19 protein-coding genes are annotated in these 15,163 nt (G+C 65.4%); 16 read left to right on the forward strand and 3 right to left on the reverse strand.

The features are described from left to right. Positions 1 to 94: 94 nt before the first annotated feature. The 8 genes from KPL81_RS07145 (at position 95) to KPL81_RS07180 (ending at position 7,272) form a co-directional block, all read left to right on the forward strand. A complete protein-coding gene (locus tag KPL81_RS07145; RefSeq protein ID WP_219791385.1) occupies positions 95 to 2,422 on the forward strand; it encodes a putative monovalent cation/H+ antiporter subunit A in 2,328 nt (775 codons plus the stop codon). Next, a complete protein-coding gene (locus KPL81_RS07150) occupies positions 2,415 to 2,843 on the forward strand; it encodes a Na+/H+ antiporter subunit B (RefSeq protein ID WP_219791230.1) in 429 nt (142 codons plus the stop codon). The genes KPL81_RS07145 and KPL81_RS07150 overlap by 8 nt, the downstream gene beginning before the upstream one ends. Positions 2,844 to 2,858: 15 nt before the next feature. Then, positions 2,859 to 3,206, forward strand: coding sequence for a Na+/H+ antiporter subunit C (locus KPL81_RS07155; RefSeq protein WP_209476656.1), 348 nt, complete (start codon positions 2,859 to 2,861; stop codon positions 3,204 to 3,206). After that, on the forward strand, positions 3,203 to 4,720 hold the full coding sequence (locus tag KPL81_RS07160; protein ID WP_219791231.1) for a Na+/H+ antiporter subunit D: 1,518 nt from the start codon (positions 3,203 to 3,205) through the stop codon (positions 4,718 to 4,720). The genes KPL81_RS07155 and KPL81_RS07160 overlap by 4 nt, the downstream gene beginning before the upstream one ends. Beyond that, a complete protein-coding gene (locus tag KPL81_RS07165; RefSeq protein WP_209476660.1) occupies positions 4,717 to 5,190 on the forward strand; it encodes a Na+/H+ antiporter subunit E in 474 nt (157 codons plus the stop codon). The genes KPL81_RS07160 and KPL81_RS07165 overlap by 4 nt, the downstream gene beginning before the upstream one ends. A gap of 15 nt (positions 5,191 to 5,205) precedes the next feature. Continuing rightward, entirely contained in the window at positions 5,206 to 5,475 is a 270-nt protein-coding gene (locus KPL81_RS07170) for an MrpF/PhaF family protein (protein ID WP_209476662.1), read from the forward strand. After that, positions 5,468 to 5,872 carry a monovalent cation/H(+) antiporter subunit G gene (mnhG, locus tag KPL81_RS07175; RefSeq protein ID WP_219791232.1) on the forward strand — a complete coding sequence of 135 codons (405 nt, stop codon included), beginning with the start codon at positions 5,468 to 5,470 and terminating at the stop codon, positions 5,870 to 5,872. The genes KPL81_RS07170 and mnhG overlap by 8 nt, the downstream gene beginning before the upstream one ends. Positions 5,873 to 5,991: 119 nt before the next feature. Beyond that, positions 5,992 to 7,272: a lytic murein transglycosylase gene (locus KPL81_RS07180; RefSeq protein WP_219791233.1), complete on the forward strand. Its 1,281-nt coding sequence runs from the start codon at positions 5,992 to 5,994 to the stop codon at positions 7,270 to 7,272. A gap of 41 nt (positions 7,273 to 7,313) precedes the next feature. On the opposite strand, the gene KPL81_RS07185 is transcribed toward KPL81_RS07180, so the two are convergent. Further along, entirely contained in the window at positions 7,314 to 7,907 is a 594-nt protein-coding gene (locus KPL81_RS07185; RefSeq protein ID WP_219791234.1) for a hypothetical protein, read from the reverse strand. Positions 7,908 to 8,126: 219 nt separating this feature from the next. Here KPL81_RS07185 and rloA3 point away from each other — a divergent pair, with 219 nt between their 5' ends. Next, positions 8,127 to 8,645 carry a retropepsin-like aspartic peptidase RloA3 gene (gene rloA3, locus KPL81_RS07190; RefSeq protein ID WP_240549133.1) on the forward strand — a complete coding sequence of 173 codons (519 nt, stop codon included), beginning with the start codon at positions 8,127 to 8,129 and terminating at the stop codon, positions 8,643 to 8,645. A gap of 30 nt (positions 8,646 to 8,675) precedes the next feature. Here rloA3 and KPL81_RS07195 read toward each other — a convergent pair whose 3' ends face one another. Then, entirely contained in the window at positions 8,676 to 9,389 is a 714-nt protein-coding gene (locus tag KPL81_RS07195) for a 16S rRNA (uracil(1498)-N(3))-methyltransferase (RefSeq protein WP_219791236.1), read from the reverse strand. A 93-nt stretch (positions 9,390 to 9,482) separates the two neighbouring features. On the opposite strand from KPL81_RS07195, the gene phaR reads away from it, so the two are divergent. The 7 genes from phaR (at position 9,483) to KPL81_RS07230 (ending at position 14,573) form a co-directional block, all read left to right on the forward strand. Then, positions 9,483 to 9,965 (forward strand): polyhydroxyalkanoate synthesis repressor PhaR, encoded by a 483-nt coding sequence (phaR, locus tag KPL81_RS07200; protein ID WP_209476674.1) that lies wholly within the window; start codon positions 9,483 to 9,485, stop codon positions 9,963 to 9,965. 132 nt (positions 9,966 to 10,097) lie between these two features. Then, positions 10,098 to 11,393 carry a phosphoribosylamine--glycine ligase gene (gene purD, locus KPL81_RS07205; protein WP_219791237.1) on the forward strand — a complete coding sequence of 432 codons (1,296 nt, stop codon included), beginning with the start codon at positions 10,098 to 10,100 and terminating at the stop codon, positions 11,391 to 11,393. A gap of 51 nt (positions 11,394 to 11,444) precedes the next feature. Beyond that, positions 11,445 to 11,885 carry an acyl-CoA thioesterase gene (locus KPL81_RS07210; RefSeq protein WP_219791238.1) on the forward strand — a complete coding sequence of 147 codons (441 nt, stop codon included), beginning with the start codon at positions 11,445 to 11,447 and terminating at the stop codon, positions 11,883 to 11,885. Beyond that, positions 11,885 to 12,757, forward strand: a complete 873-nt coding sequence (locus KPL81_RS07215) for a phosphoribulokinase (protein ID WP_209476680.1) — start codon at positions 11,885 to 11,887, stop codon at positions 12,755 to 12,757. Before KPL81_RS07210 ends, KPL81_RS07215 begins: the two co-directional genes overlap by 1 nt. A gap of 54 nt (positions 12,758 to 12,811) precedes the next feature. After that, positions 12,812 to 13,156 carry a histidine triad nucleotide-binding protein gene (locus tag KPL81_RS07220; RefSeq protein ID WP_209476681.1) on the forward strand — a complete coding sequence of 115 codons (345 nt, stop codon included), beginning with the start codon at positions 12,812 to 12,814 and terminating at the stop codon, positions 13,154 to 13,156. 156 nt (positions 13,157 to 13,312) lie between these two features. Beyond that, positions 13,313 to 13,957 (forward strand): 2-polyprenyl-3-methyl-6-methoxy-1,4-benzoquinone monooxygenase, encoded by a 645-nt coding sequence (gene coq7 / locus KPL81_RS07225; protein ID WP_219791239.1) that lies wholly within the window; start codon positions 13,313 to 13,315, stop codon positions 13,955 to 13,957. A gap of 10 nt (positions 13,958 to 13,967) precedes the next feature. Continuing rightward, positions 13,968 to 14,573: a DNA-3-methyladenine glycosylase family protein gene (locus KPL81_RS07230; RefSeq protein ID WP_219791240.1), complete on the forward strand. Its 606-nt coding sequence runs from the start codon at positions 13,968 to 13,970 to the stop codon at positions 14,571 to 14,573. Positions 14,574 to 14,650: 77 nt separating this feature from the next. Here KPL81_RS07230 and KPL81_RS07235 read toward each other — a convergent pair whose 3' ends face one another. Next, the gene (locus KPL81_RS07235) at positions 14,651 to 15,070 is read right to left on the reverse strand and encodes an OsmC family protein (protein WP_167111327.1); all 420 of its coding nucleotides are present in this window, start codon (positions 15,068 to 15,070) and stop codon (positions 14,651 to 14,653) included. Positions 15,071 to 15,163 lie beyond the last annotated feature (93 nt).

The following is a 15,163-nucleotide window of genomic DNA, read 5'->3' on the forward strand; positions in this document are numbered from 1 at the left end:
TGCCTTTCAATACCTTGTCTCTATAAAGTGAGTGCGTCGAGGTGAGGAGCGATGCCGAGGCATGGCTCGGTCCATTGATCGGGGAGAGCGCCGTATGCAGCTGGCCGTGCTGGGTGGCTTCGTGGTGGCGGGGATGGCGCCGCTGCTCCATCGCTGGTTCGGTGCCCGAACGCCGCTGGTTCTGTCGCTTCTGCCGGCCTCGATGATGATCTGGCTGCTCGGGCTCTGGCCCGTCATCGCCTCGGGCGAGGCGGTGCTGCTTGAATGGGCCTGGGTACCGGGGCTCGACATTACGCTGACTTTCCTCATCGACGGCCTGTCCTGGCTGTTCGCCCTGCTTATTCTCGGGATCGGTGCGCTGGTGCTGGTTTACACCGGCGACTACCTGCACGGTCATCAAGACCTGCCGCGCTTTCTGGTCGTGCTCATCGCCTTCATGATGTCGATGCTCGGGTTGGTGCTGTCCGATAACCTGGTGACCCTGTTCGTGTTCTGGGAGCTCACCAGCATTACTTCCTTTTTGCTGATCGGTTTCCATCATGGCGACCTGTCAGCGCGCAAGGCGGCACAGCAGGGGCTCTACGTTACCGCCGGGGGTGGGCTCGCGCTGCTGGCCGGCTTCGTCATGCTGGCGCAGGCCGGGGGCAGCTGGTCGCTGGCCGAACTAACGATGCGGGGCGATGCCCTACGCAGCCATGCCCTCTACCTGCCGATGCTGTTCTGCCTGTTAGTCGGCGCTTTCACCAAGTCGGCCCAGTTCCCGTTCCATTTCTGGCTACCCAGTGCCATGGCCGCACCGACACCGGTCTCGGCCTACCTGCACTCGGCTACCATGGTCAAGGCGGGTGTCTTTCTTTTGGCGCGGCTGCATCCGGCCCTCGGCGGCACCGACGCCTGGACGCTCAGCCTGTCGCTGGTAGGGGCCTTCACCATGGCCACGGGCGCTTTCCTGGCGATCCAGCACACCAACATCAAGAAGCTGCTGGCCTATTCGACGGTGATGGCGCTCGGCACCCTGACCATGCTGCTGGGGCTGGGCACGCCGGAGGCGCTGGTGGCGTTCGTGGCCTTCCTGTTGGCGCACTCGCTGTACAAGGGGGCGCTGTTCATGGTGGCCGGCATTCTCGACCATGAAACCGGCACCAAGGATGTCACCCACATGGGCGGGCTGCGTCACGTGATGCCGCGTACTGCCGTGGTCGCCGCCGTTGCCGCACTCTCGCTGGCCGGCATGCCACCGCTACTGGGCTTCGTCGGCAAGGAATTGATGCTCGAGTCGGCGCTGGCTGCCACGCAGTATCGTGTGGTCATCGTCGGGCTGACGTCGGTGGCCGCCTTTTTGACTCTGGCGGTGGCGGCCATCGTCGCGTTTCGACCGTTCTACGGCGCCTTGCGGCGCACGCCGCGTACGCCCCATGAGGCGCCGCCGGGCATGCTGGCGGGGCCGGCGCTGCTGGCTGGGCTGTCGCTGCTGTTCGGCCTGGCGCCGGGGTGGCTCGACGGCCTGGTGGTGGCGACGATCGCCGGGCTCGGCGCCACCGATCATGACGTGCACCTGGCGCTCTGGCACGGCATCAACCTGCCGCTGGTGCTGTCGCTGGTGAGCCTGGCGCTGGGCCTGATGGTGTGGCGCCGCTGGGATCGCCTGCGCGCGCACCTGGCCCGGCTCAGGCCGTTCATGGCGCGCGGGCCAGAGGCCGGCTACGAGGCGCTGATGGCGGGGATGGTGGCGGCTGCCGAGTGGCAGACCCGCATGCTGCAGAACGGCCATATTCGCAACTATCTGATCGTGACCCTGCTGACCCTGCTTGGGCTGGTTGGGCATGCGCTGTTGTTCCGTCATGCGCCGAACCTCAACGTGCCCGTGGCCGCCTACCCGCACGAGGCAGTGGTCGCCGGCTTGATGGTGGCCGGGGCGGTGGCTGCCTGCGTGATGCGCTCACGCCTGGCTGCCGTCGCCGCGGTCGGCATCATGGGATTCTCCGTCGCGCTGGTATTCGTCCTGTTCAGCGCGCCGGACCTGGCCATCACCCAACTGCTGGTCGAGACCTTGACGGTGATCCTGCTGGTGCTGGTGCTGTTCCGCCTGCCACGCTTCGCCACACTCTCCACGCCCACCGAGCGCGCCCGCGATCTCGTGGTAGCGGGGCTATCCGGAATCATGATCACGCTGCTGATGTTCTCGGTGCTTGGCGGCGAACGGCTGCCGCGCATCTCCGACTTCCTGGTCGCCAACAGCCAGCCGCAGGGACATGGCCACAATATCGTCAACGTGATACTGGTGGACTTCCGCGCTCTGGATACGCTGGGCGAGATGTTCGTACTGGCACTGGCGGCCATCGGCGTGCTGGCCATGCTGCGCTTCCACGCCGAATCGGGTGGCACCGCGCCTACCCCGCCGCGGGAGAGCGAGAATGGTTAGGTCCGGTACCCTGATCCTCAGCGTGGCGGCGCGGCTGCTGCTGCCGCTTCAGCTGCTGTTCTCGCTGTTCCTGCTGCTGCGCGGCCATGACGAGCCGGGTGGCGGTTTCATCGCCGGGCTGGTGGCGTCGGGGGCGTTCGCGCTCTACCTCTTCGCCTATGGGGGGCGGGCCACGCACGCTATGCTCAAGGTCTCGCCGCGCGATCTGATCGGCCTCGGCCTGACGCTCGGCGTGTTTTCGACCCTGCCGGCCTTGTGGCAGGGCGAACCGTTCTTCACCGCTCAGTGGTGGACGATACCGGTGATCGGCTTCAAGGCCTCTACGCCACTGCTATTCGACATCGGGGTCTATCTGGTCGTGATCGGCTCCGTGCTGACCGCCATCACCGCCTTGGTGGACACCGATCGCGAAGATGCCTGAGACCGAGGAGTCAACATGGAACCCTTGCTCGCCATTGCCATCGGCATCCTATTCGCCGCGGCCATCTACATGATGCTGCGACGCTCCATCGTCAAGCTGGTGATCGGGCTGATGCTGCTGTCCAACGCCGCCAACCTGCTGATCTTCGTCTCCGCGGGGCTGACACGCGGCGGGCCGCCGCTAGTCCCGCAGGGCCTGACCGCTCCGCAGGGGACCGTGGCCGATCCGCTGCCGCAGGCGCTGGTGTTGACCGCCATCGTGATCGCTTTCGGCGTGTTGTCGTTCGCCGTGGTCCTGGTGCGCCGCGCCTGGGAGATTGTGCGCGCCGATGACCTCGACCGCATGCGGGATACCGACACGTGAACGTCCAGGTCGCGCTACCCATCCTGATCCCGCTGCTGGCCGGGGCCGTATCATTGCTGTTCTGGCGCTCGCGCCTCATGCAGCGTGTGGTCGCCGTGGCGGGAACCGGCCTGCTGTTGGTCGCCAGCGTTTGGCTACTGTCAACGGTCAGTCGGGACGGCATCCAGGTACTCCAGGTGGGCAACTGGCCGGCGCCTTTCGGCATCAGCCTAGTGGCCGATCTGCTCGGTGCCATCATGGTCGTGCTCACCGGCATCATCGGGTTCGCGGTGGCGCTCTACTCCCTTGCCACCACCGGACGCGGCCACGAGGCCTACGGCTACTTCCCGCTGATGCACCTGTTGCTTGCCGGGGTGGCGGGTGCCTTCCTCACCGGCGACATCTTCAACCTCTACGTCTGGTTCGAGGTAATGCTGGTGGCGTCCTTCGCCCTGCTGATCCTCGGCAACGAAAAGGCGCAGATGGAGGGGGCGATCAAGTACGTCACCCTCAACCTGCTGTCATCGGTGATCTTCCTGGTGGCGGTGGGGCTGCTGTATGGCATGGTCGGCACGCTCAACATGGCCGACATCGCCCGGCGTCTGGCGAGCCTCGAGGACAACGGCATGGCAGACGTGCTGGCGATGATGTTCATGGTCGCTTTTGGCATCAAGGCGGCGGCCTTCCCGCTGTTCTTCTGGCTGCCGGCCTCCTACCACACGCCGCCGGTCGCGGTATCGGCACTGTTTGCCGGATTGCTGACCAAGGTCGGGGTCTATGCGCTGTACCGGGTATTCACGTTGATCTTTCACCATAGCCCGGGCTACACCCACGAGATCCTGCTGTGGGGAGCGGGGTTCACAATGCTGTCGGGGGTGCTGGGCGCGGCGGCCCAGTTCGAATTCCGGCGCATCCTGTCGTTCCATATCGTCAGTCAGATCGGTTACATGATCCTGGGGTTGGCGCTGTTCACCCCGCTGGCCATCGTCGGCGGGATCTTCTACATCGCCCACCATATCCTGGTGAAGACCAATCTCTTCCTGGTCAGCGGTATCGTCCATCGCCTCCAGGGCAGTTACCGGCTCAAGCGCCTGGGCGGGCTTTATCGCAGCCATCCATGGCTTGCCGTCCTGTTCCTGGTACCGGCGCTGTCGCTCGCCGGCATGCCGCCGCTGTCGGGCTTTTTCGCCAAGTTCATCGTGATCCGTGCCGGCATCGAAGCCGAAGCCTACGGCGTGACGGCCATCGCGCTGCTGGTGGGGCTGCTCACGCTCTATTCAATGGTCAAGATCTGGTCCGAAGTGTTCTGGAAGGCGGCTCCCGGCGATGACGCGGCCGAGTCTTATTCGACGGTCGGCCAGCGTGAGCTGTGGCTGATGTCGCTGCCAGCGGTGGGACTGGCACTGTGTACGCTGTTCATCGGGCTGAATGCCGGGCCCTTGTATGCGCTGGCCGAGGCCTCGGCGGGCGAGCTGATGGCGCCCGAGCGCTATATCGAAGCGGTGCTGGGACCAAGCCGGGAGGGCTCGCCATGATCGGAGCCGCCTGGAACCTGCTGCTGGGCGTCGCCTGGGTGGTGTTGACCGGCGATTTCAGCGGTCGCAACCTGCTCGCGGGCCTGGCCTTCGGCTACCTGGTGCTGGCGTTGATCCAGCCGCAGGTGCCGGCGCTGGCGGGATACGCCCAGCGCCTGCCGCGGCTGATCCGCTTCGTCGGATTCTTCTTCAAAGAACTGCTGCTGGCCAATCTGAAGGTCGCCTTCGATGTCGTCACGCCGCCCTGGTACATGAGACCTGGCGTGATCGCCATGCCGCTCAAGGCGCGCAGCGAGTTCGAGATCGCGCTGGTGGCCAACCTGATCTCGCTGACGCCGGGTACCCTGAGCCTGGACGTTTCCGACGACCGCCGGGTGCTCTACATTCACGCCATGTTCCTCGACGACGAGGCCGAGTTGCGCCGCAACCTGGCGGAGCTGGAGCGCCGCGCGCTGGAACTGTTTCACTGACCGAGGAGACAAGCCGTGTCGACCGTGATCCTGGCGAGTCTGGCGCTCATGTCCCTGGCGCTGTGCCTGGCCTTCGTGCGTCTCTACCGTGGGCCCAGCCTGCCGGACCGGGTGGTGGCGCTGGAGCTTTTCTCCTCGATGATCGTCGGCATCATCGGGGTGGTGGCGATCGCCACCGACGTGCCGAGCCTGCTGGACGTGGCCATCGTCATGGCGTTGATGGCGTTCATGGCGGCCATCGGCTTCGCTCGCTTCCTGGAGCGCGGGGGGCCGCGCGATGATTGAGATGTTCAAGGCTGGCCTGATCCTGACCGGGGCTCTTTTCATGTTCCTGGCCGCGCTCGGGCTGGTACGCCTGCCCGATCTGCTGACGCGCATGCATGCCACTACCAAGGCGGCCACCCTCGGCGCCTCGCTGATCATGCTGGCGGTGGCATTGCACTTCGGCGAGGTGGCGGTAGTGGCGCGCGCGCTCGGGGTCATCCTCTTCATCATGATGACGGCGCCGGTGGCGGCCCACGTGATCGGCCGTGCCGGCTACTTCGTCGGTGCCAAGCTATGGCACGGCACGATCAAGGACGAGCTGCGACCCAATTACGATCCGCTCACTCATGAGCTCAAGAGCGGCCTGGAAACGGACGCCAACGCCGTGCATCATCCCCGCGAGAGCGACCCCAAGTGACGTTCGAGCTGGCGGGTTGGTTGGTTACACAAAACGACGCTTCACCCGGCTCGGAGGGCTGGTCTGGAGTCCGCTTCTGAGCCATTATCGGTGGCCTTCGATGTAAAGGAATACGTGCCATGACTCGTCCGCTTTTCTCTGCTGCTCTTCTCATGCTGCTGTTGGCCGGATGCCAATCCGGTCCTATCCAGGACGTCGTGGCCGACGACCGGCAGGAGCAGGCTGCTACAACGCCGGCCGCTGCTGAACCTGCTTCCGGTGAGGCCGAACGTGCCGAGCCGGGCGACTTCCAGACCTGGCTGCGCGATTTCCGTCGCCAGGCCCGTAGCGAGGGGATCGGTGAGGCGACGTTGGCGCGCGCCCTGGACGGAGTACGTTACCGGCCCCGCGTAATCGAACTCGACCGCTCGCAACCGGAATTCGTGCGTCCCATCTGGCAATACCTGGATAGCGCCGTCTCCCAGACCCGCATCAGCCAGGGGCGGGCCAGGCTCGACGAGCACCGCGAAACTGCCCGGCGCATGGAGCAACGTTATGGGGTGCCGGCCGAGGTCGTGGTGGCGATTTGGGGCATAGAGAGCAACTACGGGGGCAATTTCGGTGATTTCTCCACGCTCGAGGCGCTGGCGACTCTGGCATTCGACGGGCGTCGGCGCGACTTCGCTCGCGGCGAACTGATCGCCGCGCTGCGTATCCTCGAGGCTGGCGACATCTCGCCGGAGCGCATGATCGGCTCCTGGGCCGGCGCCATGGGGCATACCCAGTTCATTCCCTCCAGCTTCGAATCCTACGCCGTGGATGGCGACGGCGATGGGCGTCGCGACATCTGGGGCAGCATTCCGGATGTGATGGCCTCCACCGCCAACTATCTGGCGCGAGCCGGCTGGCAGCCCGGTCTGCCCTGGGGGGTAGAGGTACGGCTGCCGCAGGATTTCGACTATGCCCAGACCGAGCTTTCCACGCGACGCTCGAGCCGCGAATGGGCGCAGCAGGGTGTGAGTCGCAGCGGCGGTGGCACTTTGCCCGATTTCGAGCAGGCATCGGTGATCGCGCCGGCGGGTGCCCGGGGGCCGGCCTTCCTGGTGGGACCCAACTATCGCGCCATCCTGCGCTACAACAACGCCACCAGCTATGCCCTGGCGGTGGGCACGCTGGCCGACAGCATCGCCGGACGCGAGGGCGTCCGGGCCGGGTGGCCGCGCGACGTGCAACCGCTGTCGCGCAGCCAGGTGCGTGAGCTGCAACAGGCGTTGAATGCGCGTGGTTTCGACGTCGGTGCCCCGGATGGCGTGATGGGGCCCAACACGCGACGTGGACTGCGTGAATACCAGCAAAGCATCGGCGTCACGCCGGACGGTTTTGCCACGCTGAGCCTGCTGGAGCGGCTTCAGCGCCACTGACCTGTCGGCCGGGGCCTGCGTGGCGCCCGGCCGCGGGACGTTCAGCTGTCGCTATCGCTGGTCCACTGGTCGAGAACCTCACTGATGCGGCGTCCGGCTCGTTCGGCCCCTTCTTGGGTGCGCTCCCAGGCGTCCTCGGCGCCCTCGCCGATGCGGTCCAGCCCCTGCCGGGTCCGGTGCCAGGCGCTTTCGGCCCCTTCGCCGGCGCTATCCCAGGCTTCGCGGGCACGCTCCTGGGCGGTGTTCATCCACTCCTGGTCATAGCGAGGCATGGCGTCGAGCGCCTCGGTGTCGGTCTCGACAATGATGTCATGCTGGGTCTTGCCGTTCTCGTCGAAGTTGACCAAGCGATAGTGCTGATTGGTGATCACCACGGTATCGCCATCCAGGCCTACCGAGTCGTGGGTGTCGACCACGATGGCTTGCACTTTCCTGTCGTCGCCGAGGAGGATGTCGACCACCTCGCTAGGCTCGCTGGCCGGGGCACTCTCGAAATGCACCTCGGCATCGAGGATCGCATGGGTCGAGTAGAGGCCCTGTGGGTCGAACTGGGCCAGTGCGGCGCCGGCAAGCCCGGTGAGAAACAGACTGGCCGAAACCGCCAGGGTCGTCCTTGTGGTGCGTGACTGCGTCATCGTGTTGCCCTCCTTATCCTTGGTGACACGCACAGTGTAGTAAACGTAACGTTTGGGTTCAGGCGACTGGAACCGGCATGCTGAATCAAGGTCCATGAAGCGATGACGAACATAGGAGGTGAAACCATGCCCGTTGAGTGGCAGATGATATTCCGTCAGGTTTGTCGACTCTCCCTGTGCTGGAAGACCTTGGCAGGGGCGCTGTTGGTGTCTGCTCCGATGACGGCCATGGCCGAGGAGGCGTCTGTGTTCGGCTGGGTCGAGAAGAGCACGCTCGAGCCCTGGGGGGTCGAGGTGAAAGCCAAGCTGGACAGCGGTGCGCTGACCTCGTCGCTCGATGCCCGCGATATCGAGCGTTTCGACAAGGAGGGCGAGGAGTGGGTGCGCTTCCGTCTCAGGCTGGAGGACGAGGCGGAGGGCGAGATGTTCAGCGAGAGGATGGAACTGCCGCTCTATCGCAGCCTGAAGCTGCGCGGCGCCGGTGGTGTCGACCGGCGCCCAGTGGTGTTGATGAAGGTGTGTTTGGGCGACACCATCTACGAGGAGCAGTTCAGCCTGCGCAATCGTGAGGAGATGAATTACCCGCTTTTGCTCGGTCGCCGCACCATCGGGCATCTGGGTCTGCTGGACGTGCGCGAAACCTTTCTCACCGAGCCGAACTGCGATGAGAACTCCCCGTTGGTCGAGCACGACCCCGAGGAAGACGCCGACTTCGACGACGGGGGTTCGTCCGATTGACCGGTTGGCCCAGGCGGTCGCGACAGCTCGTTAGAACAGCCGGGCCAACAGGGCGACGATGGCCGTCTCGACCCTCAGGATGCGCGGCCCCAGGTGAATGCCCTCGCAGCCGGCCGCGAGCAGGCGCTCGACCTCGAACGGTATGAAGCCGCCTTCCGGTCCGATAAAGAGAAGGGTGGGTGTCCCGATCCCGGTCGGACACGCCTGGGCCAAACCGGGGTGGGCCACCAGGCCTCGCCGGCCTTCGAGCAGTGTCGGCAACCGCTCCTCGACGAAGGGGCGAAAGCCCTTGGCCAGAGTCACCTCAGGCAACTGCGTATCCCTGGCTTGTTCGAGCCCCAGTACCAAGTGCTCGTGAATCTTGGCCGGATCGAGTTCCGGGGATTGCCAGTAGCTTTTTTCTACCCGTCGGGTATGCAGCAGGGTGATCTGCTTCACGCCCATGGCCGTCATGTGTTCGAGGCTTCTGGCCAGCATGCGCGGACGCGGCAGGGCCAGCACGAGATGTACCGGCAGCGCAGGTGGCGGTGGCGTGTCGAGCCCCTCGAGCGTGAAGCGGGCCTCGTCGCCCGAGAGCAGCGTGAGCTCGCCGCGGCCGATGCCGCCGCCCACCACGCCCAGGGTCAGACGATCGCCGACCTTGGCGCGATGCACCTCCTTCAAGTGGCGCAGGCGGCGCGGGTCGCGCAGGCACGCCAGGCGTTCGTCGCGTATCTCCTCGGGGGTAAGCAGGATCAGGTTCATCGGGCCTCGTTGGTCGCTTCGATTTGCAAGGGCGGTGGCGCGGTGCACAATAGCAGCCAAGGGCTGTCTGCCTTTCCAACAAGGAGTGCCATCGTGCGCGTGATTCGCAAGTATGCCAACCGCAGGCTCTATGATACCCAACAGAGCCGCTATGTGACGCTCGAGGATCTTCGGCGTCTGGTTCTCGACGACGAGCCGTTCCGGGTCGAGGATGCCAAGAGCGGGGAGGATCTGACCCGTACCATCCTGCTGTCGATCATCATCGAGCAGGAGCAGGCCGATGGCGAGGCCGAGGTGTTTTCCAACGACCTGCTGGCACAGTTCATCCGCGTCTATGACATGGCACAGCCGCTGCCGTTGGCCCGCTACCTCGAGCAGGGCACGCAATTGATGCTCGAGCAGCAAAAGCGCATGCAGGATCAGTGGCAGCAGGCCATGCGCCACTCCCCCATGGAGCTGATGCGCGAAATGGCCGAGGAGAACATGCGCTTCTGGCAGCAGGCGATCGGTCAGGGCCAGCCCGGCAAGCCGGAGTCGAAGGAAAAGACGGGCAAGAACGACGATAGCGACAAGTGAAGCACGCCATTCCTGCAGAGCGAGGCGGCGTAGCGGGCTGCTTTCTGCCATAATGCCGCGACGTCTTCCCAGCCGAACATCGGGCCCGTACATTCGCGGGCCTGCGCAGCAAGAAACAGGAATAGCAAGCGGATGAAGGTTCTGATCATCGGCGGCGGTGGCCGCGAACATGCCCTGGCCTGGAAAGTCAGTCAGTCGTCCCGCGTCGAGCGGGTCTTCGTGGCGCCCGGCAATGCCGGCACGGCGCATGAGCCGGGCCTGACCAACGTGGCGGTCGAGACGACCGATCTGGAGCGTCTGGTGGCGTTCGCCCGCGACGAAGACATCGCGCTGACCATCGTTGGTCCCGAGGCGCCACTGGTCGAGGGCGTGGTCGATCGCTTCCGCGAGGCCGGCCTGGCCATCTTCGGCCCCACCCGGGGCGCCGCCCAGCTCGAGGGGTCGAAATCCTTCACCAAGGATTTCCTGGCGCGCCACGCCATTCCCACGGCCGCCTACCGGACCTTTACCGAGGTCGAGCCGGCGCTGGCCTATCTTGCCGAGCAGGGCGCGCCGATCGTGATCAAGGCCGACGGTCTGGCCGCCGGCAAGGGCGTGATCGTGGCCATGACCCTGGCCGAAGCCGAGGCCGCTGTGCGCGACATGCTCGAAGCCAACGCCTTCGGCGGTGCCGGGGCGCGCGTGGTGATCGAGGAGTTCCTCGAGGGCGAGGAGGCCAGCTTCATCGTCATGGTCGATGGGACCACGGTATTGCCCATGGCCACCAGTCAGGACCACAAGCGGGCGCTCGATGGCGATGCCGGTCCCAACACCGGGGGCATGGGAGCCTATTCACCGGCGCCGGTAGTCACCGAGAGCGTGCATGAGCGCATCATGCAGCAGGTGATCATGCCCACCGTACACGGCATGGCGGGCGAGGGCCTTCCCTATACCGGCTTCCTCTACGCCGGGCTGATGATCGATGCCGAGGGCAATCCCAAGGTCATCGAATACAACTGTCGCTTCGGCGATCCTGAGACCCAGCCGATCATGCTGCGTCTCCAGTCGGACCTGGCCGAACTGTGCCTGGCGGGAGCGCGCGGCGAACTGGCTGGCCATACCTGCGAGTGGAATACCGATGCCGCCGTCGGTGTGGTGATGGCCGCGGGCGGTTACCCCGGCAGCTATCGCAAGGGCGATGTCATCGAGGGGATCGATGCCGCCGAAGCGACGGGCTGCAAGGTGTTTCATGCCGGTACCGCCGAGGATGACCAGGGGCGGATGGTGACCAGCGGCGGCCGGGTACTGTGTGTCACTGCGCTGGGCCATGGAGTGTCCCAGGCCCGCGACCTGGCCTACCAGGGGGTGGCGGCGATTCGCTGGGAAGATGCCCAGTTCCGTCGCGACATCGCCTATCGGGCCATCGCCCGGGAGCGGCAGGCCGGTTGAGCCACGGCCAAGCGTCCGCATCGACCCAATAACAAGATTCAGGGAGTGGGCATGGAGCGAGTCAAGCTGGAGTTTCCCGAGTCCGCTATCGTGCACCGGCAGCCGCTGTCGGTGCGCATCACCGACATGAACTACGGCCGGCACCTGGGCCACGATACCTTGGTGTCGTTGCTCCACGAGGCGCGCACTCAGGCATTCGGCGCGCTCGGGCTGAGTGAGTGGGACATGGGGGGCTACCCCAGCGTGGTGGCCGACCTCGCCGTGCAGTACCAGTCCGAGGCGCGCTGGCCGGATGCCCTGGTAGTGGAGACCGCGATGCCGGCGCCAAGCGGCAAGGCCATCGCCGTCTACCACCGGGTATGCCATGCCGAAGGCGGCCGGCCGGTGGCGACGGCGCGTCTCAACGTCGTCCTGGTCGATCCTGCCCAAGGGCGTAGCGTGGCCATTCCCGAGGCCGTGCAGCAGGCCATTCTCGGAGCGGAGAACGCCTGATGTCGCGCGAATATCCCATTATCGCCGTGACCGGCTCGTCAGGGGCCGGCACCACCACGGTGAAGCGTACCTTCGAGCGCATGTTCACGCGCGAGGACGTGCATGCCGCCTTCGTCGACGGTGATGCCTTCCATCGCTATACCCGCGAGGAGCTGGCACGGATCTTCCGCGAGGAGCCCGAGCGCAAGGACCAGCTCTCTCACTTCGCCGTGGAGGCGAACCTGCTCGACCGCCTGGAGACGCTGTTTCAGGAGTATGGCGAGCACGGCAGTGGTACCTACCGCCATTACATCCACGCCGAAGACAAGCAGATGATCGAGGCCGGCCATCAGGTGGGCACCTTCACCGAATGGCAGCCGCTGCCCTGTGGTACCGACCTGCTGTTCTACGAGGGGCTGCACGGCGGGTTGGTGACGGCGGAGCACGATATCGCCCGCCACGTCGATTTGCTGGTGGGCGTGGCGCCGACCATGAACCTGGAGTGGATCCAGAAGATCGACCGCGACATCAAGCTGCGCGGCTATTCCCAGGAAGCGGTGATCGACACCATCCTGGGTCGCATGAACGACTACGTGCGCTACATCCAGCCGCAATTCTCACGGACCCACATCAACTTTCAGCGCGTGCCCACGGTGGACACCTCCAACCCCTTCGAGGTGCAGGACATCCCCAACGACGCCGAGTCGTTCGTGGTGATCCGCTTCCGCGATCCCTCGACGGTGGACTTCCCGTGGCTGCTGGCGATGATCCAGGATTCGTTCATGAGTCGACCGCATACCCTGGTGGTGCCCGGCGCTCGCATGTCGCTGGCCATCGAACTGATCCTGGCCCCGCTGGTGCGCCACCTGCTGGCCCAGCGCCGCTTCCGCTGAGGGCGCTCGCGACCGCAAGGCCCCGTCTTAGGGGATCGATAGGAGCTCGAGCCGATGCAAGACTGCCTGTTCTGCAAGATCGTCAAACGCGAGATTCCCGCCGACATCGTCTACGAGGACGAGCAGGTACTGGCGTTCAACGACATCAATCCCCAAGCCCCGACGCACATCCTGATCATTCCCAAGCAGCACATCGCCACGCTCAACGACGTCGAAGCGAGCGATCAGGCGCTGGTCGGCCGGTTGCCGTACGTTGCGGCCCGACTGGCCGAGGAGCGCGGCTTCGCCGCTGACGGCTATCGTGTGGTGATGAACTGCAATGACCAGGGCGGCCAGACGGTCTATCATATTCACATGCACCTGATGGGCGGTCGACGCTTTACTTGGCCGGCTGGCTAGCCGGCGCTATGCGGAGCAAACCGCGCGCGTCGAGGCGTGCGACGCATCAGGTGCATCCCGCTTCGTGGCGCCACCCCTATGGGTGGCGCTGCCGTGCTTATGGCACCCTCGCGGGCGCCTTCGCCACCGTTGTGCCGCGTACAGGAACCGAGTGAGATGAACCGCCACTACTCCCACGCCGATAACCTGATCCATCAGTTCGATACCGTGCTGCGCACCCTGGTGCCCCATGCGGCCGTTGCCTCGCGTCCCACGCCGGCCACCGCAGGCATTCAGGATGAAGACATGAGCGCCGAAGAGCGTCGTCATGCCGCAGGCTTGATGCGGGTCAACCACACCGGCGAGGTGTGTGCCCAGGCGCTCTATCAGGGGCAGGGCTGCACCGCCAAGCTGCCCGAGGTACGCAGCCAGATGGAGCACTCCGCCCAGGAGGAGATCGACCACCTGGCGTGGTGCGATGAGCGACTGCAGGAACTCGACAGCCATACCAGCCTGCTCAACCCGCTGTTCTACGCTGCCTCCTTCGGCCTCGGAGCGGTGGCCGGCGCCATTGGCGATCGCATCAGCCTGGGCTTCGTCGCCGCTACCGAGGAACAGGTGGGCAAGCATCTGGAAGATCACCTGGTCAAGCTGCCCGCGGGCGATCACCGCTCACGCGCCGTGCTGCGCCAGATGGCAATCGACGAGGCGCACCATGCCCAGCTGGCGCTCGAAGCCGGCGGGGCGCGCTTCCCGGCACCGGTCAAGTTCGGCATGTCGCTGATGTCGAAGGTGATGACCAAGAGCGTCTATCGGGTCTGAGTGGCGCAGCATGTCCGCGGAGATCCATCTGCATTTCGTCGAGGTCGCTCGCGAGCTGAGCCCTGGCCTTGCCGATGCCTTCGAGCGCGGCGGGCCGGTCACGCTCCAGGCCGATGACAGCGAGCCGCTGGCCGAACGCCTGTGCCGCTCGATCGCCGGACAGCAGCTGTCGGTCAAGGCGGCGCGTTCGATCTGGACGCGGGTCGTCGATGCCGCCGGCGAGACGCCGCTGATGGAGTTCTTCGTCGAGCCGAACCAGGCAGCGCTGCGTGGCTGCGGCCTCTCGGGGGCCAAGTCCAAGGCGCTATGCCTGATCGCCGAAGAGGCCCGGGCCGGGCGGCTCGAAGCCGATGACCTTCGCGGTTTGGATCATGCCCAGCGTTCACAGCGGCTGACCGCGCTGTGGGGCGTGGGCCAGTGGACCGCCGACATGATCTCGATCTTCTACTTCGGTGAACCGGATGTATGGCCGGAGGGCGACGTGGCGGCGCGCAAGACACTGGAGCGACTGACCAGCCCACGACGCAAGACGCTGCGTACCGCCGCCCGCTTCGCTCCCTACCGCTCGCACCTGGCGCTATACCTCTGGCGACACGTGGATGCACCGCCCGTCTAGCAGCACGTCACGCACCCTATGCAGCAAAAGGCCCGCAGGTGCGGGCCTTGTGCCGTCACGTACTGTGAACCTTGTCCTCAGTCGTCGACGATGCTGTAGGAGTGGGTTACTTCGACGCCACCCTTGGCCAGCATGATCGAGGCGCTGCAGTACTTCTCGGCGGAGAGTTCCACCGCGCGCTTGACCTGGTTCTCCTTGAGGTTGTGGCCGCTGACGGTGAAGTGGACGTGAATGCGGGTGAACACGGACGGCACCGTGTCGGCGCGTTCGGCTTCGATGCTCGCCACGCAGTCGGTCACACCGGCGCGCGACTTCTCGAGGATCTCCAGCACGTCAAAGGAGGTGCAGGCACCCATGCCCATCAGCAGCATCTCCATGGGGCGCGGGCCGGTATTGCGGCCGCCGTGGTCGGGAGGGCCGTCGATCACCACGCTGTGGCCACTTCCGGATTCGGCGACGAACTGGCGACCATCGGTCCATTTGACGCTGGCTTTCACGAGCTGAACTCCTTCCTATTGGTTAGATGCGCTGATCCACGACGGCCACCGTGGCCGCTTCCCGCTCTCTACAACCCCAGGCGACGAACTGGC

This window comes from Billgrantia antri (assembly GCF_019430905.1).
GTDB classification, from domain to species: Bacteria; Pseudomonadota; Gammaproteobacteria; order Pseudomonadales; family Halomonadaceae; genus Halomonas; species Halomonas antri.